Consider the following 22,677-nt stretch of genomic DNA (forward strand, 5'->3'; position numbering starts at 1 on the left):
CCGTCGCCGGTTACAGACGGCAACATTATTTTTCACTTTGCGCGAATGGGGATGGCAACCCGGCTCAACTCATGATTAAAATAGCGCCTGTTTAACCTGAGTCGCTATTGTGAATACATTCGCTAAAGTCATCCTGCTATCCCTCGCCGTCGTTACGCTGAGCGGCTGCGGCAGTATCATCAGCCGTACCGTGCCCGGGCAGGGACACGGTAATCAGTTTTACCTCGGCGTAAAGTGGGATATCCGTGATGGCGCATGGCGGGTTATCACCATTCTCGACCTGCCGCTGTCACTGGTGGTCGACACGCTGCTGATTCCGGTAGATGCCAGCCATGGACCTTACGAGTAACTGCGGTCAGAGTCGCTGTTATCGTCTTCCCATTCCTGCGCCGCGGCTTTACCTTCTTCACTGTCCAGCGGAGGTTCAAGTTGAAACTCACCGTCATCCCACTCGTGCAGCGTATTTTCTGCTAACCACTCCTGACGCAGTTCAATCTCATCAAAATCGCCGTCAAAGATGGCCTGAGCGGCTTCATTGCTGCGCACAGGCAAACACTCGCCCGAATCCCCTTCGTCTTCGAAGAACTCTGCCTGCCACATGATGTCACCGTCCTGCATCACATATTTTTGCAGGCCAAACTGGTTGATGGCCGCATCGTCTTGCTCAATATCCGGATGGCTGGCGAGAAACTCTTCACGCGCAGCATCAATCGCTTCTTCCAGTGTAGTGAACATACTCATGCTTCTCTCCTTGCCTGATTAACGTGATTTCAGTGAAGAATAGACGAAAATCTCAGGAGGGAAAGTCGGGCCACTTTAGCGGACGAACGTTCTGCACATACAGCCAGTCCTGAATCGCATCCGTTAGCTGCTCTAGCTCGGTGTTGTGTGAACACCTGCTGGCCTACAACAGGTCAATACCAAACCTTTTCAGAAAACCTGCCCACAGCATGAACAGGACGATCGTGATCAGGCAACTCAGCCCCAGCGTGAGCCAGAAGCCGGTACGTTGGTACAAAAACGGGAAGAGGATAAACATCGGCAGGGTCGGTACCACATACCAGAAAGTATACCAGGCATGAGCGGCGATCTTCGTCTGGCTCTGTCCTTCAAGTTTCATCCAGATCAACACCAGGATGGTGACAAGCGGCAGGGCGGCCAGGAGCCCACCCAGGCGATCGCTGCGTTTAGCCGCTTCAGAAATAATCACCACCATCAGGGCAGTTATCGCATATTTAGAGATAAGCCAGAGCATAGATTTTCCGTTGTTGAGCCGCTCAGCGGCGCTATCGCCAGCCTGATCAAAGGGCTTCAGGCAGTAACGATCGCGAATATTATCACGATCGTTACTGCGGGATCGTTCTCCCGTTGCAGCGCCGGTTCGCGGCAACGCATCGGTTACTTCTGCGCGCTCTTTGCCAGGCTAAATCCAATACCGGCAGCCAGCAGGAGTAACAGCACAGCCGCGCTGACCAGCGCCACGCTGTGAGAGGTGGTAAAGGCCGCTTTTGCCGCCTGAATCGTTGCCCCGGCGAGTGCAGGCTCCAGCGTCTGTGCCACTTTAATGGCCTCACCGATGGAGGATGAGGCTTTTTCTGCAAGCCCAGGATCCAGTGCCGACGGCAGCACAATCGAAGCGGTAAAGCTACGGGTCAGCAGCAGACCAAAGAGGGCAATGCCCAGTCCGGCACCCAGCTCATAGGACATGGTTTCAATGGCGCCGGCTGCGGCGGCTTTTTCTTTTGGCGCGGCCGCCATAATGGCAGAGGTCGACACCAGCAGGGCACTGGATGCGCTAAAGCCCAGCAGCACCATCAGGCTCCAGGCCTGCCACTGCTGGGTACTGAAGTCCAGCATCGACAGCCCCAGAAAGCTGATACCGCTGAATCCCATGCCGCCAACTGCGACTGGCCTCAGACCCAGCTTGCCGACCAGTATCCCTGCGATGGGGCCGCTGAAGCCGCTGGCAACCATGACCGGCAACATAAATTTTCCGGCTTCGAAGGGCGTAAAGCCATGAACAAACTGCAGCTCCTGCGCCATGAGCAGTTCAAACCCCACCAATGCGATCATCGCGGTCAGGGCCATCACCACACCACTCAAAATTATGCGATGGCAAAACAGCTGCAAATCGATCATCGGCTGTTCCGCTCGCCGTTGAAGACGGATAAACAAGGCAAGCATCGCGGCGCCTGCGATCAGGGCTGCCGTGATCTGCGACGGCGATACATCACCCTTGAGCGCCGTTTTGGCGCTGTAGACCAACAGCAGTATGGCGACGATCAACAGCAGCGCATGGGGCAGATTCAGTTTTTGCTCCGGTCGCCCCGGCTGTCCCGGAATCAGCCAGACGGCGAGCACAACCATCACCACGACAAGCGGGACATTAATGAAAAAAATCGCCCCCCAGTCATAATGTTCCAGTACGGCACCGCCAAGCAGCGGGCCAAACGCGGCGCCACCGGAACCGACGGCGGCCCAGACGCCCAGCGCAATATTGCGATCGCGCGCTTCAACAAACAGTGTCCGGATCCCGGCAAGCGTTGCCGGGATTATCATGGCCGCCCCGATGGCCAGTGACGCGCGGGTTGCTATCAGCCACGCAGCCGAAGGGGCCAGCGCCGCCGCCAGCGATGACAGGCCAAACAGCAGGCTACCCGTTATCAGCAGGCGTTTAAATCCGATACGATCGCCCAGTGCACCCATAGGTAACACCATACCGGCCATGACCAGTGAGTAGATATCAATGATCCACAGCAGCTGGTTGCCACTGGCGTTTAGCGTCATGCTCAGCGTCGGTACGGCAACATGCAGCACCGTGGCATCGATTGCGACCGGGATATACAGCATGACGATAATCACCAACGCGACCCACTGACGAAGCATTACGATCCCTTTGAAATAAAGTTGAACACATGTCCAAAACGGATCCTACTTAATGTTGAACGCTTGTCCAGCTTTTTGTTAGACTCGTTGCTTTACCGTTTCAGGTAGGTTGAGATGAACTATTTAAGTCGCGATGAGCGCCGGGAAGGCATACTGCAGGCCGCAATGACCGTTGCCCTTCAGGAAGGCTATGCGGCCATGACGGTAAGACGTATCGCCGCAGAGGCGCAGGTTGCCGTCGGTCAGGTGCATCATCACTTCTCGGGTATTGGCGAGCTTAAGTCCCAGGCGTTTATTCGCCTGAGCCGAAGAATACTGGACACCGAAACCGTAACGGAAAACGCCAGCTGGCGTGAGCGACTCTTCTCCATGCTGGGTAGCGATGATGGCCGGTTTGAGCCCTACATTCGGTTGTGGCGCGAAGCCCAGATCCTGGCAGGACGCGATGCAGAAATGCGCGGCGCCTATATCGTTGCAATGGAGATGTGGCAGCAAGAAACCGTCGCCGTCATCAAGGCGGGGGAGGAAGCCGGTGAGTTCAGGCTACTTGATAAAGCGGAAAATATTGCCTGGCGGCTGATTAGTCTGGTCTGTGGGCTCGACGGGCTTTGCATACTCAACATGCCTGGGCTGGACATCGCCGCCTCGGATAATCATATTCATCGCCTGATTACGTTGGAACTGTTCAGTCCGTTATCGCCCGGCAGCCGCTGCTCGCAGTAAGCGCGAACAGCGGCTGAGCAGCGGACCTAATAGCGTGAAGGCTCACCTTCTGGCCGGGTTTTGAAGCGGCGGTGCAGCCACATGTACTGTTCAGGGGCGATGAGCACGCCTTCTTCAACCACCTTGTTCATGCGCAGAGCCGTGTCTTCGTCGCTGGTCAGGGGAAAATTCGCGCTGACGTCAGGCAGAATAATCAGTTCGTAGCCGCGTCCTTCGGGCAGGCGACGTGGAACAAAGGGGATGACGGCGGGTTTACCGGTGCGGATCAGCATATGCGTACCCACGGTTGTTGCCGCCTTTTCCACGCCAAAGAAAGGCACAAATACGCTGCTGCGTGGGCCATAATCATGATCGGGCGCGTACCAGATGATATCGCCGCGCTTTAACGCCCGAATCATGCCTTTGAGATCTTTACGATCTAACATCCCTTTATTTGAGCGCATACGACCGCGCGTCTGCAGCCAGTCGATTAATTTATTGTCGTTAGGCCGGTAGACGCCAATGCCGGGATTATGGATGCCAAACATGCGAGCACCGATCTCCAGCGTTAAGAAATGCATGCCAATTAACAGCACGCCGCGCTGGCTATCATGGGCCTGCTGAATATGTTCCAGACCAGAAGGTTTGTGCCATTTGTGGATGCGCCAGTCGGGCCAGAACCAGGCCATGCCGGTTTCAATCAGCCCCATCCCTACCGATTCAAAGTTATGCTTAATCATGGCTTCGCGATCGACTTCCGGCATCTCGGGAAAGCTGAGCTCCAGATTACGGCGCGCAATGGCCACGCGTCGCTTCATGAAGCGCATACCAAGGCGACCAATACGGCAACCAAGTGCATAGAGTAGTGGATAGGGCAGCAATACCAGGATATACAACAGAATTATGCCCAGCCAGGTTAACCAATAGCGGGGATGCAAAAGCGCGCGTGAAAATTGGGGCAATTGGGTCATCTTAAATATTATTATCCTGCGTCGTGCACCAGCGGTGCTGTTTTTCGTCAGTTGCGGTTATTGTGCCATTTTTTTCCCACTGCTGAAATGTTACAGCATTTCGCAGGTTGTTGTCGGGAGCAAAAAGAGAAGTATGAATACCCGGACCGGCGAAAATGTACAGGTTAAACTATCAATTTTTCTTATACGCTTCGCATTTTTTTCAATTCAGGTATCATGTGCGCGCTAAATTTCTTCTATTGATAACAGGAACGAACACCATGCCAGTGTTACACAACCTTGTTTCCAATAAAGAGCTGAAGGCGCGCATGCTGGCGGAAACCGAGCCGCGCACCACAGTCTCTTTTTACAAGTATTTCACTATTGCCGATCCAAAAGCGTTTCGCGACGAACTCTATCTCGGGTTAACCGCATTGAAGGTGTTTGGGCGTATTTACGTTGCGCACGAAGGCATCAACGCACAACTGAGCGTGCCCGCCAGCCAGTACGAGGCGATGAAGGCCTATTTGTACGGTTTTGATCCGGCGTTAAATCATCTGCGTATGAATATCGCGCTCGACGACGATGGCAAATCGTTTTGGGTATTGCGTCTGAAAGTACGTGACCGCATTGTCGCGGACGGCATCGACGATGAAACTTTTGATGCCAGCAACGTCGGCAACTATCTGAAAGCGGCGGAAGTGAACGCTATGCTTGACGATCCCGATGCGGTATTCGTGGATATGCGAAATCATTACGAGTATGAAGTCGGACGCTTTGATAATGCGCTTGAGGTGCCTGCCGATACCTTCCGTGACCAGTTGCCGATGGCGGTGGACATGCTGAAGGATAAGAAGGATAAAAAAATCGTCATGTACTGCACCGGGGGGATTCGCTGTGAAAAAGCCAGCGCCTGGATGCGCCATAACGGGTTCGAAGATGTTTATCACGTCGAAGGCGGCATTATTGAGTATGCGCGCCGCGCACGGGAACAAAATCTTCCGGTGCGTTTCAAAGGCAAGAACTTTGTCTTTGATGAACGCATGGGCGAGCGTATTTCGGATGATGTGTTATCCCACTGCCACCAGTGCGGGACGCCGTGTGACACCCACGTAAACTGCGTTAATGACGGCTGTCACCTGCTGTTTATCCAGTGTGAACGTTGTGCCGAAAAGTACGAGCACTGCTGTAGCCCGCTCTGTCAGGAGGAAGCCCGCCTGTCACCCGAAGAGCAACGCGCTCGCCGGGCAGGACGTGAGAATGGTAATAAAATTTTCAACAAGTCGCGTGGCTTGCTGAACATGACCATTCCTGCGCCAACCCGCAAATAGCCGGAGCCGCCTGAAGCCTGGCTTCAGGCGGCTTAAGATTACTGACGTACGCCTTCTACTGAGATGATTAACTCAACGTTCTGAGAGGCTGGCCCAAGATCCTGAGTAATATTAAAGTCTTTCAGCGCAATCTCGCCTTCCGCTTCAAAACCGGCACGATAGCCGCCCCACGGATCCTTACCTTCACCCATCATTTTGGCTTCCAGCGTCACAGGTTTCGTCACGCCATTCAGCGTTAAATCCCCTGTAACGGCCAGTTTATCGCCGTCTTTCTTCACCGAGGTTGATTTAAAGGTCGCAGTGGGATGTTTAGCCACATTCAGGAATTCAGGACCGCGAATATGCTTGTCACGCTCGGCATGATTGGTGTCCACGCTGTTGGTGTTGATGGTCACATCCACTTTATCGGCTGAAGGATTACTGGCATCGAAGCTGAACGAACCGTCGAAATCTTTAAAGGTGCCGTACAGCCAGCTGTAGCCTAAGTGCTTGATACGAAACTGTACAAAGGCGTGCTGGCCCTCTTTATCAATTTTGTAATCAGCGGCACTGGCGGTCAGGGAACCCAGCAGCAGGCCGGCACCTGTGATGGCCAGAAGCGTTTTTTTGAACATATTATTTTTCCTTTTCAGAGGGTGAACGGATGCCCAGACCCAGCATCCTTTTCAGGGTGATATCGCGATCGATAAAGTGGTGCTTTAGTGCGGCCAGGCCATGTAACACCGACAGGATCACGATGCTCCAGGCCAGCCATAAATGAATATCTCCCGCTAAATCTGCCTGTTCGCCCGCGCCGGTCAGTACAGCAGGCAGAGAGAACCAGCCAAACACCGAAACCGGTTTGCCGTCGGCGGTAGAGATTAAATAGCCACTGAAGAGGATGGCGATCAGCAGGCCATAGAGTAATCCGTGCGCCACGACAGCCGTGATGCGCACAAGAGGGGAATAACTGCTCAGGGGTTTAGGCGGCGGCGAAACCACGCGCCATATCAGGCGAATAATCAGGGCCAGCATCAGAATGACCCCGATGCTCTTATGAATCTCTGGCGCATTGTGATACCAGGTATCGTAATAGCTCAGCCCAACCATCCATAATCCCAGGGCGAACATGGCATAGATAACCAATGCCATTGACCAGTGTAGGAAAATGGAGAGCCATCCATAACGACCGGGTGAATTTCTTAGCAACATTTTTGCAGCGGTATCTTAAGAATATGTAGAAATAAGAATCTACAGAATGAAACACAAAAGCAATAATGCTTACTTTTCTATAAATATCTCCTGTACTAATGAAATCGGCTCGCGTAGCGGTGCGCGTAAGCACAATATTATTGAACAAGGCTTTTTTACGCGGGCGCTGAGACGTGGAAAAGTGGATAAACGGGCCTGTTTGCGTGGATATAACAGCAGGAAGGGCGTCAGATAAAACCGGAGTGTAAATATATGTCAGTGCGGCGCCGCGTAAAACCGGGCCGCCGCACCCTATTTACTGAAAGCGTGACAGCCTGAACGGTGTGAGATCAAAACTGAAAGGCTGATTCTGAGCAAACTGACTGGCAAGCTCGCCTAAAACGCTGGCAAATTTGAAACCGTGTCCGCTTAAGCCCGTTATCACCAGACGGTCAGGATCGCCCGGCACGGTATCGATAATAAAGTCTTCATCGGGGCTGACATCATAACTACAGGCTTCCCCGTGCAAACACACGCCAACGCCGGGTAAAAACTGGCGCAAAAAGCGGAATGTTTCGCTGCCATCGGCGGCCAGGCTACCGAAGGGTTTACGATCTTCGGGTTGGGTCATCAACTGGCCCCCATCATGGCGGCCTAACTTCAGGGCGTTGTTATCGGCAGGGAAACCATAATACTGGCTGCCATCGGCCATTTCGCAGGTGAATCCGGGAAAGGCATTGTTTTCACTGTAACGACCATCAGCCTGATACCAGGCAAAGACCTTACGCGTTGGTGCCACTGGCAAATTCGGCACCAGTTTGCTGACCCATGTCCCGGCGCTCACCAGCATTTTTCGCCCACGGTAAATGCCGTCAATCGTGGTGACCTGCTGTAAATCGCCTTCACGACTGATTTGCGTGACGGGGCAGTTAAACAGCTGCGCGCAGCCCTGTTTTTCCGCCAGCTGAATCCAGCTCCGCACCGCCTGTTCACTTTTTAAAAAACCGGACTGTGGCTCAAATACGCCCAGGTACTCATCGGGGACGTTAAACTGCGGCCAGCGTTTTCTGACCTCCGCGGCCTGTAATATCTCGACGGGAAGCTGCCAGGCTTTTGCGCTGTTGATGACGTTTTGAATAAACACGGAGTGAGCAGGGGCGATATTCAGGACGCCGCACCGGTGCATAATGCGCTCGCCAGCCTGCTGCTCAAGCGCATCCCATAACGTCTGCGCACGCAATACCAGCGGCACATAGCGCTCGCCTTCTCCGTAAGCATGACGAATCAGGCGGCTTTCGCCGTGGTGGGTGCCCTGAGTATGAGGCGGATGGGCGCTGTCAATCATCAGTACGGAGAGGCCGGCCTGCGTGGCGTAATAGCCTGCTGCTGCGCCGACTGAGCCGCTCCCGACCACAATAAGATCGTAAATCATGAAAATGGAACTCCTGAAAGGGTTACATAATCAACAGCATACCAGAAAGCCCAATAAAAAAGGCACCCTGAAGGGTGCCTTGCTGATGCAGCAGTATTAATGCTTCTTTAGTAGTCGTTCTACTTGCTCGGCAGATTCAATCTTGGCGATACCGGCTTCAAGAATGGAGATGAACTGCTTTGCTACATCAGTCGTCAGCCAGTAAGTCGGGCCAACGTCTGCGTCTTCTTCTGTTTGATCTTGCGACGAAAGGGAGTGCAGGCGGATCATCATCGCATCATAGCTGTCAACAGTACTGATATCCCAGCCCACCAGTGGATGGGTCTGAATTACATCTTTGCGACTGTCCATTATAACCTCCTTATTACTCGTTAAACGAAGTGCATGATGAGGTTCAATGCGGCTTTTTTATTTCCACTGCGAAACAATTATAACAGCAATATAGCGATTTACTGATTAAAACGTATCACGGAACGCCTGAAAGCAGAATGTTTGTCTCTAAAACGGTAAAGCTGAGAAGATATAATACCAGAATGACAGGTAGGTAATCGTCCTATTTAAACAGTAAAAGTTGTTCATCACTGGCGTTAACCGCACGTCAGATTAGGGCGGTCTCCGCGCCGGTTGTCCCACTGCGCTTCTGTAACGTTTCGGCCAGGCGCGCAAACTGCTGCTGCAGTTGCTCATCATGGTTTTGATTCTGGGCTTCAAGAGAAAGATTATGCACCAGTAACTGACTGGCCCGGTCATCAAGACAGAAAATCAGGCTGGAGAACGCATTTTCCAGCACCGTTAAACGACGCTGCTGTTCACCAATCAGCGTTAACAACTCGCCAAAGGTCATCGCTTCTTCGGGTTTATCTGTAGTCATGGGATGCAACTCCTTTTATGCATGATCAGCGCCAGCATAGGACATTGATCATTCAGAGTCCAGATGGGGAGAGGGGTTAGGCAGACTTTAAATGAAGATAAAAAAACCGGGTGGCGAAACCCGGCAAAAAACAGCACAGTGGCGGTTAATCGGTAATGAACCAGTCGTCAGCGCTTTCCCACGTTTGTTGCAGGATTTCGCTGATTTGTTCACGCGTCTCTTTATCTCCGCCCATCACGCTGAGCTGGTTAGCCGTGGCGTAACGCACTTTGACGTGATTGGTGAATTGCGGGAATTGTTCATCGATACGGCGCGACAGTTCCTGGCTCAGGGCTTCTATCGCACCAGCGGGTAGAGGTTGGGTCTTGGCAACGGTAATTTCAACACGCATAAAAGCCTCCGTATAAGATACTGTATATAACTACAGTATAAATATGCCGGAGGCAAGTGAAATTATTTTACACGCCAGTTCAGCGTTTCACCGGCCAGGAAAGGCACCAGCTGATGTGAGCCCATTTCAATTGTTTCTGCGACTGTCCAGGGCTCACGCACCAGCGTGATGGTGCCTTCGTTCAGCGGCAGACCATAGAAGCGGGGACCGTTCTCGGAACAGAACGCTTCAAAATGCGCCAGCGCACCGATCTCCTCAAACACCGTGGCATAAGCGGGCAGGGAGGTAGGCGCATTAAATACGCCGGCACAGCCGCAGCTACTCTCTTTCAGATTGCTCAGGTGAGGGGCGGTGTCGGTACCCAGGAAGAAACGTGGATGACCGCTGGCCACCACCTTGCGCAACGCCTGCTGATGCGTATTGCGCTTCAGAATGGGCAGACAGTAAAGGTGCGGACGAATTCCGCCCACCAGCATATGGTTACGGTTAAACATCAGGTGCTGGGGGGTAAGGGTAGCGGCCAGGTTTTCATTGGCGCTTTCCACATAGTCTGCGGCATCTTTGGTCGTAATATGCTCCATCACGACTTTCAGCGCAGGGAATTGCTTACGCAGCGGTTCCATCACCGTTTCAATAAAGCGGGCTTCACGGTCAAAGATATCAATATGTGAATCAGTCACCTCGCCATGCACTAACAGCGGCATGCCCAGCGTTTGCATCCGCTCCAGCACCGACGCGATTGACGCAATGTTGGTCACGCCGTGGCTGGAGTTGGTTGTCGCATGGGCAGGATAGAGCTTGGCCGCAGTGAACAAGCCGGAGTGGTAACCGCGCGCCAGTTCTTCGGCGTCTAACGAGTCGGTCAGGTAGCAGGTCATCAGCGGGGTAAAGTCATGACCGTCAGGCAACGCGGCCAGAATGCGGTCGCGATAGGCTTCGCCCGCCGCGACGCTGACCACCGGCGGAACCAGGTTGGGCATCACGATAGCCCGACCGTTCACCGCGCTGGTGTAGGGCAGCACCGTTTTAAGCATCTCGTCATCACGAAGATGGATATGCCAGTCATCTGGGCGGCGGATAGTAAGTTGCTGAGGTTGTGCGGTCATTAATACGGCTCCGGCATGAAGGATAAACGAATGGCGTGTTTAGGCCGGGTTATAAGCATAAGGACTCAGGCAACCGTTTGCACCTGTTTTTGCATCTGATAAGCAATCCGCGCCGAAAGGCGCGGATCAGGCAGGCGATAAATTTGTCGGAACGCGCTAATCGGTGAACGGGATCACCAGCTCGCCTGGCTTCACTTCCAACCCTTTAGCAAATTTCTTCGCCAGCGATTCAGCTTTACTGCGATCGGCACTCAGCACATAGGCAGGCTGCTGGTCAAAATAGCTTTTCAGCGATTGATTCAGGTAGGGCGTCAGCGTTTTCATGATGGACGCCATCTTTTCTGGCTGAACCTGTGCATCCACAATTTCCATATCGCGCAGATAAATCGCACCCTGCTGTTTGTCGAACACCGGTTGCGCACGCATCTTCAGTTGCATATCGGCCTGTTGTGGACCAAACAGCGAAGACACGTTGATTTTCGCATTACCCGATAACGTTACTTTACCCGGCTCTTCGCGACCAATCTGACTGGTCAGGTTATTCAGGACAATATGGGCATTCACCAGCCCTGAGACGCCAACGTCTTTTTCGAAATTATTGTGTTTTTGCAGCGCCTGATTGACCTCCTGCTCGCTGATGGTGTACTGGGTTAACTGATTACAGCCGCTCAGCAATACCGCGAAAAACAGGGCAATCAGCCCGTGAAAAGCCTTCTTCATAATTCCCTCGTTTAAATGAAAAAGTAGATCAGGGCATAGCCTGCCCTAATGCGTGCAGTCTGTCATCAGGAATGGGCTGAGTTAGGGTAACCGAACGTGCCTTTCGCTGCAGGCTGGCCGCCCTTCGCCGGCGATCACCGGGTCAGCCAGGCCCCGTCCAGCAGGTCAGACATCGTGATCAGTGACGGCTAACCCGCCAATGCCAGCAAGGGCAACTGTTCACGTGCAGGACAGGGAACGCGACGCGTCTTTTGTGTCGCGCAGACTGCAGTGAAACAGTTAAGAGCGGTTTCACTGTCAGCGCACAGGAGCATAAACGGTCAGCCCGTCTGTGATTGCGTGCGTAACGTTTTACCGCAGACCTGGCGACGGTTATAGTGAACGTTATCAAAGACTGGCATTTCCTTCCCGCCATGGATTTCAGGAGAGATGATGTTTGGCTATCGTTCTGCCGCGCTGAGGGTGAGACTCACGACCGAGCGGCTGGTGGTAAGACTGGTTCACGAACGCGATGCGTGGCGGTTAGCGGATTACTATGCGGAAAATCGCGATTTTCTCAGGCCGTGGGAACCGGTTCGCGATGACAGCCATTGTTATCCCTCTGGCTGGCAGGCGCGGCTCGGCCTGATTGCGGATATGCATAAACAGGGATCGGCTTTCTACTTTGTGTTAATGGACAGCAACGAAACCGAGGTACGCGGCGTGGCTAACTTCAGCAATGTCCTGCGCGGGGCCTTTCATGCCTGTTACCTTGGATATTCCCTCGGCGAAAAATGGCAGGGGCAGGGCATGATGTTTGAGGCGCTGCAGTCGGCGATTCGTTATATGCAGCGGCAACAGTATATTCATCGCATCATGGCTAACTATATGCCGCACAACCAGCGTAGTGGCGATCTGCTGGCGCGCCTCGGGTTTGAAAAAGAGGGATATGCTAAAAATTATTTAATGATTAATGGCGAGTGGCAGGATCATGTCCTGACGGCGTTGACCTGCAAAGAATGGACGCCCAACCGTCGTGGATAACCCGAGGAGGGGTAAATGAAGATAGCCTTGTCGGTACAGGCTCTGCGCGTGTTAGGTTGCCTGCTGGAAAAACAGGTGACCACGCCGGAACAGTACCCGCTTTCGTTGAACGCGGTGGTTAACGCCTGCAATCAGAAGTCAAACCGCGAGCCGGTGATGGAACTGAGCGAAAGCGATGTCCAGAATGAGCTCGACCAGCTGGTTAAAAAACACCTGGTGACGGCGAACAGTGGCTTCGGCCAGCGGGTCGTTAAATATGAGCAGCGCTTCTGCAATTCGGCATTTGGACATCTGCAGCTCAGCAGTGCAGAAGTAGCCGTTCTGACGCTTCTGTTCCTGCGCGGCGCGCAGACGCCGGGTGAACTGCGCACGCGAAGCGGACGCCTGCACGAGTTTGCCGACGTGGCTGAAGTCGAACAGACCCTGGAAGGGCTGGCGTCACGCGATGACGGCCCGATGGTTGTACGGCTGGCCCGTGAGCCCGGCAAGCGTGAAAGCCGCTTTATGCACTTGTTGGCCGGCGAGGTAGCGCCCGCACCGACGCAGGTTGACGCAGTCACACATGATGTCGCCCTACTGGAACGCGTCGTCGCGCTGGAGCAGCAGGTGGCAGACTTACAGGCGCAGCTGGCGCTGCTACAGGAAAGAGAACACTAAATGACGATTCGTATTGGTGTGGTCGGCTTAGGCGGCATCGCGCAAAAGGCCTGGCTGCCCGTATTATCGCAGGCGCGTGCCTGGCAGTTAGTGGGGGCATTTTCGCCGAACCAGGCGAACGCGCAGGTCGTGTGCGAACGTTACCGGATCCCCTGTTTCAGCACGCTGAATGCCCTGGCGGCCGCCTGTGATGCCGTGTTTGTTCATACCAGTACGGCCAGTCATTACGAGGTCGTGCATGCACTGCTGCAGGCGGGAAAAGACGTCTGTGTCGATAAGCCGCTGGCAGAAACCCTGAGTCAGGCCGAGGCGCTTGTTACGCTGGCCGAAAAGAAACAGCGCCGACTGATGGTGGCCTTTAATCGCCGTTTTGCGCCCGCCTATCAGCAGCTCAAAGACGAGATGGCATCGGTTGCTTCGCTGCGTGTTGAGAAACACCGCAGCGACAGCGTGGGTCCACAGGATCTGCGCTTCACGTTACTGGATGATTATCTCCATGTTGTCGACACCGCCTTGTGGCTGGCCGGGGGACGTTCGCTTCCGCGTCAGGGGCACATCTTGACCAATGAGCAGGGACAGATGCTGTATGCGGAGCACCATTTCAATGCCGGACAGTTGCAGATCACGACCAGCATGCATCGTCGGGCAGGAAGCCAGCGCGAACGCGTCAGCGCCATAGGCGATGGCCAATGCATTGATATTCATGACATGCGCGACGGGCAAGTGGAGCGAGGGGCGGGGGTGGTGATCACGCCTTCTCCCTCCTGGCAGAGCCATCTGGCCCAGCGCGGATTTGTCGGGGCCGCAGAGCATTTTATCCAGTGTGTCGAAAATCAGACAAAGCCGGAGACCAGTGGCGAGCAGGCCCTGCTGGCGCAACGCGTGGTCGAATCAATGTGGCGCGATGCCGAACGGGAATAACGCCTTGTAACACTCAGCACTGGTCATTTCGCGCGATGGCAGTAGACTATCGGCCGAGATGTGACATAACCCGTGCTAAGTCACGCATTTGCCGATTTTTTCAGGATGCCCCGTCAATTATGAATTTGTTGAAATCGCTGGCAGCGGTCAGTTCCATGACGCTGTTTTCCCGCGTGCTGGGCTTCGCCCGTGATGCCATTGTGGCGCGCGTATTCGGGGCCGGTATGGCTACCGATGCCTTCTTTGTTGCCTTTAAACTGCCGAATCTGCTGCGACGCATTTTTGCGGAAGGCGCATTCTCGCAGGCTTTTGTGCCTATTTTAGCCGAGTACAAGAGCAAGCAGGGAGAAGAGGCGACGCGGTTGTTTGTTGCCTACGTATCGGGGCTGCTGACGCTGGCATTGGCTGTTGTGACGGTTGCGGGAATGGTTGCCGCGCCCTGGGTCATTCTGGTCACTGCGCCGGGATTCGCGGATACGGCGGATAAATTCGCCCTGACCAGCGCGCTGCTGCGCGTCACCTTTCCCTATATTCTGTTGATCTCCCTTGCCTCCCTGGCCGGAGCAATACTTAACACCTGGAACCGCTTTTCCGTACCGGCTTTTGCGCCCACGCTGCTGAACGTCAGCATGATTGGTTTTGCCCTGTTTGCGGCGCCGCATTTCCATCCGCCAGTGATGGCGCTGGCGTGGGCCGTCGTCGTGGGTGGACTGCTTCAGTTAGGCTATCAGTTACCGCATCTCAAGAAACTCGGCATGCTGGTACTGCCGCGTCTTAACCTGCGTGATGCAGGTGTGTGGCGCGTCATGCGTCAGATGGGGCCCGCCATCCTGGGCGTCTCCGTCAGTCAAATCTCGCTGATTATCAACACCATTTTTGCCTCTTTCCTGGTATCGGGCTCTGTCTCCTGGATGTACTATGCCGATCGTCTGATGGAGTTTCCTTCCGGCGTGTTGGGCGTGGCGCTGGGCACCATCTTGTTACCGTCGCTGGCGAAAAGTTTCTCCAGCGGCAATCACGATGAGTATTCACGCTTAATGGACTGGGGCCTGCGTTTGTGCTTTTTGCTGGCGTTACCCAGCGCGGTAGCCTTGGGAATGTTATCCGGTCCCCTGACTGTCGCGCTGTTCCAGTATGGCAAATTCACCGCGTTCGATGCCGCCATGACCCAGCGCGCGCTTGTTGCCTATTCGGTCGGGCTGATGGGGCTGATTGTCGTGAAAGTCCTGGCACCGGGATTTTATTCGCGCCAGGACATTAAAACCCCGGTCAAAATTGCCATTATCACGCTGATCGTGACTCAGCTCATGAACCTGGCCTTTATCGGCCCCCTTAAGCATGCTGGCCTCGCGCTCTCGATTGGTCTGGGGGCCTGCCTCAATGCTGCACTGCTTTACTGGCAGTTGCGCAAAAAGAAGATCTTCCAGCCGCAGCCGGGCTGGCTGGGTTTTCTGCTGCGCTTACTGGTGGCCGTCGCGATAATGGCAGCCGCGCTGTTTGGCATGCTGTACTGGATGCCCGTCTGGGAACAAGGGAATATGCTCTGGCGCCTGCTGCGACTCGCATTAGTCTGTGCGGTAGGCGGGGGAGCCTACTTCCTGGCTCTGGGGCTGATGGGTTTTCGCCTGCGGGATTACGCACGGCGCACAACCGTCTGAATATAAACCTGCGCTGAACCTCATTCGGCGCGTCACCTGTAAGCAAGGCCGCAACGGCGCACGTTGCGGCCTTTTTGTTGTTTAACCCAAGGCGACAGTGAACGTCATAAGCTGCCGCGTGAATATCGCGCTCAGCCTGATATTCACGTTGAACGTCTTTGTGACAGTAAGATGTTTTTTCCTAAAAAATCGTTAAAAAAACAGGTCTGTTGACGTGATATTTAGCTTTATTAAAAACATCACGTGAGAATGATGACATGTTGTAAGGAATTGATTCTGAGGTCAATTTCATCGTAAAAACTGCCCTTTTCCTGCCGATGACTATAAACAGTTCATCACATAAGGAGAGGACGAAAATGCACATCACAGCCAATGACAACGTCAAGCTGAGTCTCTGGCATAACCTTAAGCTTGTTCCTTTATTCAGCCTGGTATTTGGCTGCATCTTACTGTTATTCGTCTCTGGCATAGGCCTTTCGGCCTGGTTTCTTGCGCAGAGCAAACACTCGCTGGATGATTCGACTGACGAGATTGCGGTTCGCCAGGGGCTGCTCGACAGTTCGACACATATGCGTTCGGCGCGGCTGCAAATTATTCAGGCGGGTGCCGCCGCGCGCATTGCGGACACGGATAACTATAAAGCGCATTTACTTGCAACAGATGTCAGCCTGAAGAAGGCAGAGAAAGGGCTTAACATTTATCTGCATCGCGCCGTCAAATCGCCCGAAGGCGCGAATATTGATACACAGCTTCAGGCACGTTTCAGCGATTATCTTCGTAAAGGTTTGCTGCCGATGATTGACGCGGCGAAACAGGGAAGCTTTGAAGAAATCATCGCCGATGAAACGGAAGCCGACAGACTCGATAAAGCTTATAAAGATGTGTTGATGAAAGCGATTGATATGCGCAATCAGCGGTCGCAGGCGATAAAACAGGATGCGGTGGATCAGGTGAATACGGGCTATATCACGATGCTGGCGGCTTTTGTGGCATCGGTGACGATCGTACTCCTGGCTTTTGTTCTTTTGAAAAAGGTCATTATCACCCCGTTACGGCAATCCCTCTCGCGTATCGACCTGATTGCACATGGTGACTTGACGCTACCGCCTGACGTTTGTGGCCGAAACGAGCCAGGCCTGCTGCTCTCGCGTCTTCAACTGATGCAGTCCTCGCTGTCGAGTACGGTTGGAACCGTGCGCGATGGTGCCATTGCCATTCTTCAGAGCGCGGGAGAAATTTCTTCCGGGAATACCGATCTCTCGTCAAGAACAGAACAACAGGCGGCGTCACTGGAACAGACAGCGGCAAGCATGGAGCAACTGACCGCCACGGTGAAACAGAACGCTGACAATGCTCACCATGCCTGTCAGCTGGCCTCTGACGCTTCTGACAAAGCCCATACGGGCGGGAACATCGTTAATCGCGTGGTGAAAACCATGGACGATATCTCCGGCAGTTCGAAAAAGATTGCCGAGATCACCAGCGTCATCAACAGCATTGCCTTCCAGACCAACATTCTTGCGCTAAATGCGGCGGTGGAAGCCGCGCGGGCAGGAGAACAGGGCCGCGGATTCGCCGTGGTTGCCAGCGAAGTGCGCAGTCTGGCGCAGCGAAGCGCGCAGGCGGCCAAAGAGATCGAAGGGCTCATTTCTGCTTCGGTCGGGCTCATCAACGGCGGCACCACGCTTGTCAGCAATGCGGGTAGCACCATGATGGAAACGGTAGAAGCTTTCCGTCGGGTAAATGACATCATTTCGGAGATCGCGGCGGCTTCCGATGAGCAGAGCCGGGGCATTCAGCAGGTCAGCTTGGCCGTTACCGAGATGGATGATGTGACACAGCAGAACGCGTCGTTAGTTGAGCAGGCCTCGGCTGCAGCCGCCTCGCTTGAAGAGCAGGCTGACAAACTGACCCAGGCCGTTTCGGTTTTCAAACTTGAAAGCCCGCCTTTGAAACATGCGAACGCCACTCTCCCTGCGACCCTGAAAGCGGCTGTGGCGCCCGTCATTCCGTCTGAACGTGGACATGAAAACTGGGAGGCATTTTAAGCCGGGAAAGGATTAAGGCGCGCGTTTTACCTGTCTGGTGAACGCGCGTCCGGCGGCACTCTGCACAGCGTCGTACAGCAATAACTGAGACGTTCAACCGTAGGCCTTTGGGCGAACAGGCTGAATCGCCTGTCTTGCGGAGAATATCGCGGGATGCGCCTGGCGTACCCGAGAGTGCATTGCGTCATTCCGTCAGGCGCGAAGCAGAGAGAAGAAGGGTTACGCAGGGCGCAGAGGAGGGGAAATTTCGGCGAGCGGATACAAAAAAAGCCATCTTCTCAGCGAGATGACGGCTTTTTACGCCTGCCCGGGTCACGCCTGCATCAGATTCGCTGAGGCAGCCCGCGATACCGGGAGGGAGGAAAACAGGTCAGACTTTACGACTTAATGTTGCCTGGCCCTGTCCTTTACCATCCGGACCATAAAACGCCTGCGTTTGATGCGGCTTCAAAATGTCTAACGCGTCATGGGTAAAGGTAATTTGATGCTGCAACAGAATACCATTGTGCGTATTTGCGTTATGTAACCGACGCGTATGCTGCTGAATACCTTCCCAGCGGCGCGCCATGTCACTTTGACCACGATAAGGTGCAGATGTACCCAGACTTTTCTCGTTGCTGCGACGCATCTCGTCTAAATAATTCAACGTACTCAGCAGCGCGCTCTTGTCTTCCGTAATACGCTGCAGGTTGTTGCTGTTGATCATTCCAGACGACAGCTGCTGTTGCTCTTCATCCAGAACGATGGCCAGAGACACCAGCACTTCCTGCATCTTATCTAACGTGGTCAGCAAATTACTCATGGGGATTATTTACCCTCTAAATACGCCTTAGTGTCGGCAATCAGCGCATCAGCGATTTTGCCGGTATCCATCTTCAACTCGCCATTGCGAATGGCGGTTTTTAATTGTTCTACGCGCTGGACGTTAATGTCCTGGCTGCCGGGCTGCATCAGCTGTGCTTGTGCGCTGCTCAGGCTGACCTGAGCGGCCGCAGGCGTTGTAGCAGTCGTGGTGCTGCTCTGACGCACGCGGGTAGTTTGTTGCTCGCTGCTGTCACGTGTTTGCACAGTGCTGGCGGGCTTTGTCGGTTGTGTTCTGTCGATGCTCATATTCGGGCTCCTGTAAAGTCAGGGGAGTCTGCCACCTGAATCATAATAGCGTAATCGCTTAGCTGATTCTTCTATCGGCAGATAAACAGGCTTCTTTAATGTTTTATAGTGTTATAAGAATTTTCCCATCATCGCTCACCCGGCCACTTACAACCTGGCCATTTCCCATACGCACCCGAACCCACTGTGAAATCGTACCGTTGTTTAACGCTTTGCCTTCGCCGCTGGCGTCAAATCCGTCTCCGCTGGCCACCACCATCACGTCCTGACCCGCTTTGACGCGCCACGGTTGGCGCAGCATGGACTGACTCACGGGTTGTCCCGGCTGGATGTCACGCAGGACCACCGAATCCGCTACGGACTCATCGGTGAACAGTGTGCGCGGGGGCAGGTTATCAAGACGTCCGTTTTCAATACGGAAATCCTCTTTACTGACGGTGCTGCCACGGGCAATTAATTTTGTTGCGACCAGATAGTCACCGGTTACCTGAACCTGGACCTGAATATAACGACGGTTCTCACCACAGTTAGCCGCCACGCTCATGTTGCCCCAGGCCCGGCTGTTGCCCGGCAGGGTAAACTGCGGGGCCTCACATTCTGGCCACTGGGCCTGCGGCGTACGAATCACCACATTCATTCCGGCCGCGTGCTGGGGATCGCGTGCCTTAAAAAACTGGCTCAGTTGGGCGCTGAAATCGCCTGCCATTACGGGTAGGGCAATCAGGGCCAGCAGGCTTGCTAACAGGGCTGAATATCCACGCATGTGCTTTTCCTCACTGATGATGCCAACGAGTGTACGCGCATAAAAAAAAACTCAAGAGCAAAAATAGCGACGATTTGAGGCGTTATTCAGACGATGACTCTTGCTTTTTCCCGATTAAGCTGCCAGCTCGAAATTCTCATTTGCGGAGGAAGCATGCTCGACAAACTCGATGCGGCGCTACATTTCGGTACCGAAGCCCTTAACCTGCGAGCTCAACGTCAGGAGATTCTGGCATCAAACATTGCCAACGCCGACACCCCGGGCTATCAGGCCAGGGATATCGACTTTGCCAGCGAGCTGAATCGGGCAATGGCGAATGGACGTGCTGAAGGCAGTAGCCTGGCGCTTAAAGTCACGTCGGCGCGCCACATTGAAGCGCAGACGAATTCGGCACCGTCAATGGACTTGCTGTATCGCATTCCGGATCAGCCATCAGCCGACGGTAACACCGTGGATATGGACCGTGAACGTACGCAGTTCGCGGATAACAGCCTGAAATATCAAACCGACCTCACGCTTATCAGTAGCCAGATCAAGGGCATGATGAGCGTGTTACAAGGGCAATAATTATGGCCTTGCTTAATATTTTTGACATTGCCGGTTCAGCGATGACCGCGCAATCACAGCGATTAAACGTCAGCGCCAGTAACCTGGCAAACGCCGACAGCGTAACCGGTCCGGACGGACAGCCTTACGTGGCAAAACAGGTCGTTTTTCAGACCGATGCCGCCGCTGGCGCCGCAACAGGGGGCGTGAAAGTGGCGCAGGTGGTGGACGACCCGACCCCGGCAAAACTGGTGTATGACCCAGGTAATCCCATGGCCGATGCCAAAGGGTACGTGAAGATGCCTAACGTGGACGTGGTAGCCGAAACGGTTAACACCATGTCGGCGTCACGCAGCTACCAGGCTAACGTCGAGGTGCTGAATACCGTGAAGTCGATGATGATGAAAACGCTGACGATGGGTCAGTAACGGAGAAAAATAATGGCTATTTCGGTAGGCGTTAACGAGAAGCTGGACCCCACGGTACTGAGTTCATCCAGCACCGGAACGGGGAACAGCTCTCAGGACCTGCAAAACCAGTTCCTGACCATGCTGGTCACGCAGCTGCAAAACCAGGATCCGACCAATCCGATGGATAACAGCCAGCTGACAACGCAGCTGGCACAGATCAACACCCTGAGCGGCATTGAAAAACTTAATACCACGTTGGGATCCATTTCCGGCCAGATCAGCACCAGCCAGTCTCTGCAGAGCTCCACGCTGATTGGGCATGGCGTGATGGTGAATGGCTCTCAGATTCTGGTCGGCAAAGGCACCACGACGCCATTCGGCGTTGAGCTGACCAACGCGGCCACTACTGCCACGGCGACGATTAGCGACGCGCAAGGCAACGTGGTGAGCACTCAGGATCTGGGCGCACTGAGCGCCGGCGTCCATACGTTCTCGTGGGACGGCAAATTACCGGATGGCAGCGTGGCGCCAGACGGGAAATACAAGGTTGCGATTGCTGCCAGTAACAGCAGCGGTCAACAGGTGGCTCAGCCACTTAATTATGCCTACGTCAATGGCGTAAGCACGGCGGGTAATACCGCAAAACTGGATCTCGGCACCATGGGCTCCGCCACCCTTGACGACGTACGTCAGATTCTCTGATTCACCTGTAGACAGGAGAGGTTTAAATGTCATTTTCACAAGCGGTCAGCGGTCTCGGCGCTGCCTCAAGTAACCTGGACGTTATCGGTAACAACATCGCTAACTCCGCCACAGCGGGCTTCAAATCCAGTACCATCGCGTTTGCCGATATGTTTGCCGGCTCTAACGTGGGTTTGGGTACAAAAGTTGCGGCCGTTATCCAGAACTTTAACGATGGCTCTACCACCACCACCAGCCGTGGGCTGGATGTTGCGCTGAGCGGCAACGGTTTTTTCCGTCTGACCAACTCGGCGGGTGCGGTTTCCTATTCCCGTAACGGCCAGTTTACGCTGGATCAGAACCGTAACCTGGTGAATACCCAGGGTCTGAATGTGACCGGCTATCCGGCGTCAGGCGTGCCACCCACAATCCAGAGCGGTGCGAACCCGGTTGCGATTAAAATCCCTACCACGCAAATGCCGGCGAATGCCACCACCACGGCGAATCAGGTTGCGAAGCTGAACTCCACGTCTGCAGCACTGGATGACACCAAGTTCTCGGCGACTGACCCAACGACGTACAGTGCCAAAAACACCATCACCATGTACGACACTCAGGGTAACTCGCACTCGCTTGACCTGTACTTCGTTAAAACCGCAGACAACACCTGGAAAATTCACGGCATTGACTCCACTGCGGGCTCAAACGTGGGTAATTACCAGATGAGCTACAATGCCAACGGTCAGCTGACGGGCGTTTCTTCACTGGATGCGACCGGCAACGTCGTCGCGGGCTCAACCACGGCCAGCACCGCTACCGTGACCATTCCTGGTGTGAATGGCGCAAACGGTACCACCGTCGCCTTGAACTTTGTGGGCAGCCTGCAGCAAAACACCGGTGCCACCACGTTTGGTAACGCCACACAAAACGGCTACGCGCCTGGCGACCTGACCAGCTACGCCATCAACAATGACGGTACCATCACCGGCAGTTACTCCAACCAACGCACTCAGCTGCTGGGACAGATCGTACTGGCCAGCTTCTCTAACCCGGAAGGTCTGAAATCTCAGGGCGACAACGTCTGGGCAGAAACGAATGCGTCTGGACAGGCCGCTGTTGGCCTGGCGAACACCGGAACATTTGGTTCACTGACCGCAGGTGCGCTGGAGTCTTCGAACGTCGATATGAGTAAAGAGCTGGTCAACATGATCGTCGCGCAACGCAACTATCAGGCGAACGCGCAGACCATCAAAACGCAGGACCAGATCCTTAACACCCTGGTCAACTTACGTTAATTCGCT

Annotated in this window: 27 protein-coding genes; 12 read left to right on the forward strand and 15 right to left on the reverse strand. The window is 54.1% G+C overall.

Going from position 1 to position 22,677, the window contains the following annotated elements; translation table 11 throughout:
• Window positions 1-109: 109 nt before the first annotated feature.
• Complete coding sequence (locus tag NYE92_RS22605; RefSeq protein WP_259019474.1) at window positions 110-349, forward strand: YceK/YidQ family lipoprotein; 240 nt, start codon at window positions 110-112, stop codon at window positions 347-349.
• On the opposite strand, the gene NYE92_RS22610 is transcribed toward NYE92_RS22605, so the two are convergent.
• From NYE92_RS22610 to NYE92_RS22620, 3 genes are all read right to left on the reverse strand, one after another.
• On the reverse strand, window positions 340-741 hold the full coding sequence (locus tag NYE92_RS22610; RefSeq protein WP_013025325.1) for a MysB family protein: 402 nt from the start codon (window positions 739-741) through the stop codon (window positions 340-342). The genes NYE92_RS22605 and NYE92_RS22610 overlap by 10 nt on opposite strands.
• Window positions 742-904: 163 nt before the next feature.
• Entirely contained in the window at window positions 905-1,255 is a 351-nt protein-coding gene (locus NYE92_RS22615) for a DUF3147 family protein (protein ID WP_013025326.1), read from the reverse strand.
• Between the two features lie 143 nt (window positions 1,256-1,398).
• Window positions 1,399-2,886 carry an MFS transporter gene (locus NYE92_RS22620; protein WP_259019475.1) on the reverse strand — a complete coding sequence of 496 codons (1,488 nt, stop codon included), beginning with the start codon at window positions 2,884-2,886 and terminating at the stop codon, window positions 1,399-1,401.
• Window positions 2,887-3,000: 114 nt separating this feature from the next.
• Between NYE92_RS22620 and NYE92_RS22625 the strand changes: the two genes are divergently transcribed.
• Entirely contained in the window at window positions 3,001-3,609 is a 609-nt protein-coding gene (locus NYE92_RS22625) for a TetR family transcriptional regulator (RefSeq protein WP_029569856.1), read from the forward strand.
• Between the two features lie 26 nt (window positions 3,610-3,635).
• Here NYE92_RS22625 and NYE92_RS22630 read toward each other — a convergent pair whose 3' ends face one another.
• Window positions 3,636-4,559, reverse strand: a complete 924-nt coding sequence (locus NYE92_RS22630; RefSeq protein WP_013025329.1) for a Kdo(2)-lipid IV(A) acyltransferase — start codon at window positions 4,557-4,559, stop codon at window positions 3,636-3,638.
• 260 nt (window positions 4,560-4,819) lie between these two features.
• Here NYE92_RS22630 and NYE92_RS22635 point away from each other — a divergent pair, with 260 nt between their 5' ends.
• Window positions 4,820-5,869: a rhodanese-related sulfurtransferase gene (locus tag NYE92_RS22635; RefSeq protein ID WP_019105715.1), complete on the forward strand. Its 1,050-nt coding sequence runs from the start codon at window positions 4,820-4,822 to the stop codon at window positions 5,867-5,869.
• Between the two features lie 38 nt (window positions 5,870-5,907).
• On the opposite strand, the gene NYE92_RS22640 is transcribed toward NYE92_RS22635, so the two are convergent.
• The 8 genes from NYE92_RS22640 to NYE92_RS22675 all read right to left on the reverse strand — a co-directional run bounded on the left by NYE92_RS22640 (window position 5,908) and on the right by NYE92_RS22675 (window position 11,559).
• Window positions 5,908-6,483 (reverse strand): YceI family protein, encoded by a 576-nt coding sequence (locus NYE92_RS22640; protein ID WP_013025331.1) that lies wholly within the window; start codon window positions 6,481-6,483, stop codon window positions 5,908-5,910.
• Between the two features lies 1 nt (window position 6,484).
• Window positions 6,485-7,060 carry a cytochrome b gene (locus NYE92_RS22645; protein WP_014593409.1) on the reverse strand — a complete coding sequence of 192 codons (576 nt, stop codon included), beginning with the start codon at window positions 7,058-7,060 and terminating at the stop codon, window positions 6,485-6,487.
• A gap of 295 nt (window positions 7,061-7,355) precedes the next feature.
• Window positions 7,356-8,471 carry an N-methyl-L-tryptophan oxidase gene (solA, locus tag NYE92_RS22650; RefSeq protein ID WP_014593410.1) on the reverse strand — a complete coding sequence of 372 codons (1,116 nt, stop codon included), beginning with the start codon at window positions 8,469-8,471 and terminating at the stop codon, window positions 7,356-7,358.
• A 96-nt stretch (window positions 8,472-8,567) separates the two neighbouring features.
• Window positions 8,568-8,822: a biofilm formation regulator BssS gene (gene bssS / locus NYE92_RS22655; protein ID WP_013025334.1), complete on the reverse strand. Its 255-nt coding sequence runs from the start codon at window positions 8,820-8,822 to the stop codon at window positions 8,568-8,570.
• A gap of 247 nt (window positions 8,823-9,069) precedes the next feature.
• A complete protein-coding gene (locus NYE92_RS22660; RefSeq protein WP_014606143.1) occupies window positions 9,070-9,342 on the reverse strand; it encodes a hypothetical protein in 273 nt (90 codons plus the stop codon).
• 145 nt (window positions 9,343-9,487) lie between these two features.
• A complete protein-coding gene (gene dinI / locus NYE92_RS22665) occupies window positions 9,488-9,733 on the reverse strand; it encodes a DNA damage-inducible protein I (RefSeq protein WP_013025336.1) in 246 nt (81 codons plus the stop codon).
• A 62-nt stretch (window positions 9,734-9,795) separates the two neighbouring features.
• Window positions 9,796-10,839, reverse strand: coding sequence for a dihydroorotase (gene pyrC / locus NYE92_RS22670; protein WP_210450823.1), 1,044 nt, complete (start codon window positions 10,837-10,839; stop codon window positions 9,796-9,798).
• Window positions 10,840-10,995: 156 nt separating this feature from the next.
• A complete protein-coding gene (locus NYE92_RS22675) occupies window positions 10,996-11,559 on the reverse strand; it encodes a lipoprotein (RefSeq protein WP_013025338.1) in 564 nt (187 codons plus the stop codon).
• A 432-nt stretch (window positions 11,560-11,991) separates the two neighbouring features.
• On the opposite strand from NYE92_RS22675, the gene rimJ reads away from it, so the two are divergent.
• The 5 genes from rimJ (at window position 11,992) to NYE92_RS22700 (ending at window position 17,866) form a co-directional block, all read left to right on the forward strand.
• On the forward strand, window positions 11,992-12,582 hold the full coding sequence (rimJ, locus tag NYE92_RS22680) for a ribosomal protein S5-alanine N-acetyltransferase (protein ID WP_014606141.1): 591 nt from the start codon (window positions 11,992-11,994) through the stop codon (window positions 12,580-12,582).
• Window positions 12,583-12,597: 15 nt separating this feature from the next.
• A complete protein-coding gene (locus NYE92_RS22685; protein ID WP_014593412.1) occupies window positions 12,598-13,239 on the forward strand; it encodes a DUF480 domain-containing protein in 642 nt (213 codons plus the stop codon).
• Window positions 13,240-14,160, forward strand: coding sequence for a Gfo/Idh/MocA family protein (locus NYE92_RS22690; protein WP_014593413.1), 921 nt, complete (start codon window positions 13,240-13,242; stop codon window positions 14,158-14,160).
• A 119-nt stretch (window positions 14,161-14,279) separates the two neighbouring features.
• Window positions 14,280-15,818: a murein biosynthesis integral membrane protein MurJ gene (gene murJ / locus NYE92_RS22695; protein ID WP_029568634.1), complete on the forward strand. Its 1,539-nt coding sequence runs from the start codon at window positions 14,280-14,282 to the stop codon at window positions 15,816-15,818.
• Between the two features lie 356 nt (window positions 15,819-16,174).
• Window positions 16,175-17,866: a methyl-accepting chemotaxis protein gene (locus NYE92_RS22700; RefSeq protein ID WP_181135096.1), complete on the forward strand. Its 1,692-nt coding sequence runs from the start codon at window positions 16,175-16,177 to the stop codon at window positions 17,864-17,866.
• A gap of 370 nt (window positions 17,867-18,236) precedes the next feature.
• Here NYE92_RS22700 and NYE92_RS22705 read toward each other — a convergent pair whose 3' ends face one another.
• The 3 genes from NYE92_RS22705 to flgA form a co-directional block, all read right to left on the reverse strand.
• Window positions 18,237-18,668 carry a flagella synthesis protein FlgN gene (locus NYE92_RS22705; RefSeq protein ID WP_013025344.1) on the reverse strand — a complete coding sequence of 144 codons (432 nt, stop codon included), beginning with the start codon at window positions 18,666-18,668 and terminating at the stop codon, window positions 18,237-18,239.
• 5 nt (window positions 18,669-18,673) lie between these two features.
• The gene (gene flgM / locus NYE92_RS22710; RefSeq protein WP_013025345.1) at window positions 18,674-18,976 is read right to left on the reverse strand and encodes a flagellar biosynthesis anti-sigma factor FlgM; all 303 of its coding nucleotides are present in this window, start codon (window positions 18,974-18,976) and stop codon (window positions 18,674-18,676) included.
• 103 nt (window positions 18,977-19,079) lie between these two features.
• Window positions 19,080-19,739: a flagellar basal body P-ring formation chaperone FlgA gene (flgA, locus tag NYE92_RS22715; RefSeq protein WP_013025346.1), complete on the reverse strand. Its 660-nt coding sequence runs from the start codon at window positions 19,737-19,739 to the stop codon at window positions 19,080-19,082.
• Between the two features lie 153 nt (window positions 19,740-19,892).
• On the opposite strand from flgA, the gene flgB reads away from it, so the two are divergent.
• From flgB to flgE, 4 genes are read left to right on the forward strand one after another with little or no spacing between them, the layout of a single operon-like run.
• Window positions 19,893-20,306, forward strand: a complete 414-nt coding sequence (gene flgB / locus NYE92_RS22720; protein WP_015700561.1) for a flagellar basal body rod protein FlgB — start codon at window positions 19,893-19,895, stop codon at window positions 20,304-20,306.
• 2 nt (window positions 20,307-20,308) lie between these two features.
• On the forward strand, window positions 20,309-20,713 hold the full coding sequence (flgC, locus tag NYE92_RS22725; protein ID WP_013025348.1) for a flagellar basal body rod protein FlgC: 405 nt from the start codon (window positions 20,309-20,311) through the stop codon (window positions 20,711-20,713).
• Window positions 20,714-20,725: 12 nt separating this feature from the next.
• Window positions 20,726-21,397 carry a flagellar hook assembly protein FlgD gene (flgD, locus tag NYE92_RS22730; RefSeq protein WP_013025349.1) on the forward strand — a complete coding sequence of 224 codons (672 nt, stop codon included), beginning with the start codon at window positions 20,726-20,728 and terminating at the stop codon, window positions 21,395-21,397.
• A 26-nt stretch (window positions 21,398-21,423) separates the two neighbouring features.
• Window positions 21,424-22,671, forward strand: coding sequence for a flagellar hook protein FlgE (gene flgE, locus NYE92_RS22735; protein WP_013025350.1), 1,248 nt, complete (start codon window positions 21,424-21,426; stop codon window positions 22,669-22,671).
• The last annotated feature ends 6 nt before the right edge of the window (window positions 22,672-22,677 follow it).

Origin of the sequence: Pantoea sp. B566 (assembly GCF_024793925.1) — a bacterium.
In the GTDB taxonomy this organism is placed as follows: domain Bacteria; phylum Pseudomonadota; class Gammaproteobacteria; order Enterobacterales; family Enterobacteriaceae; genus Pantoea; species Pantoea ananatis.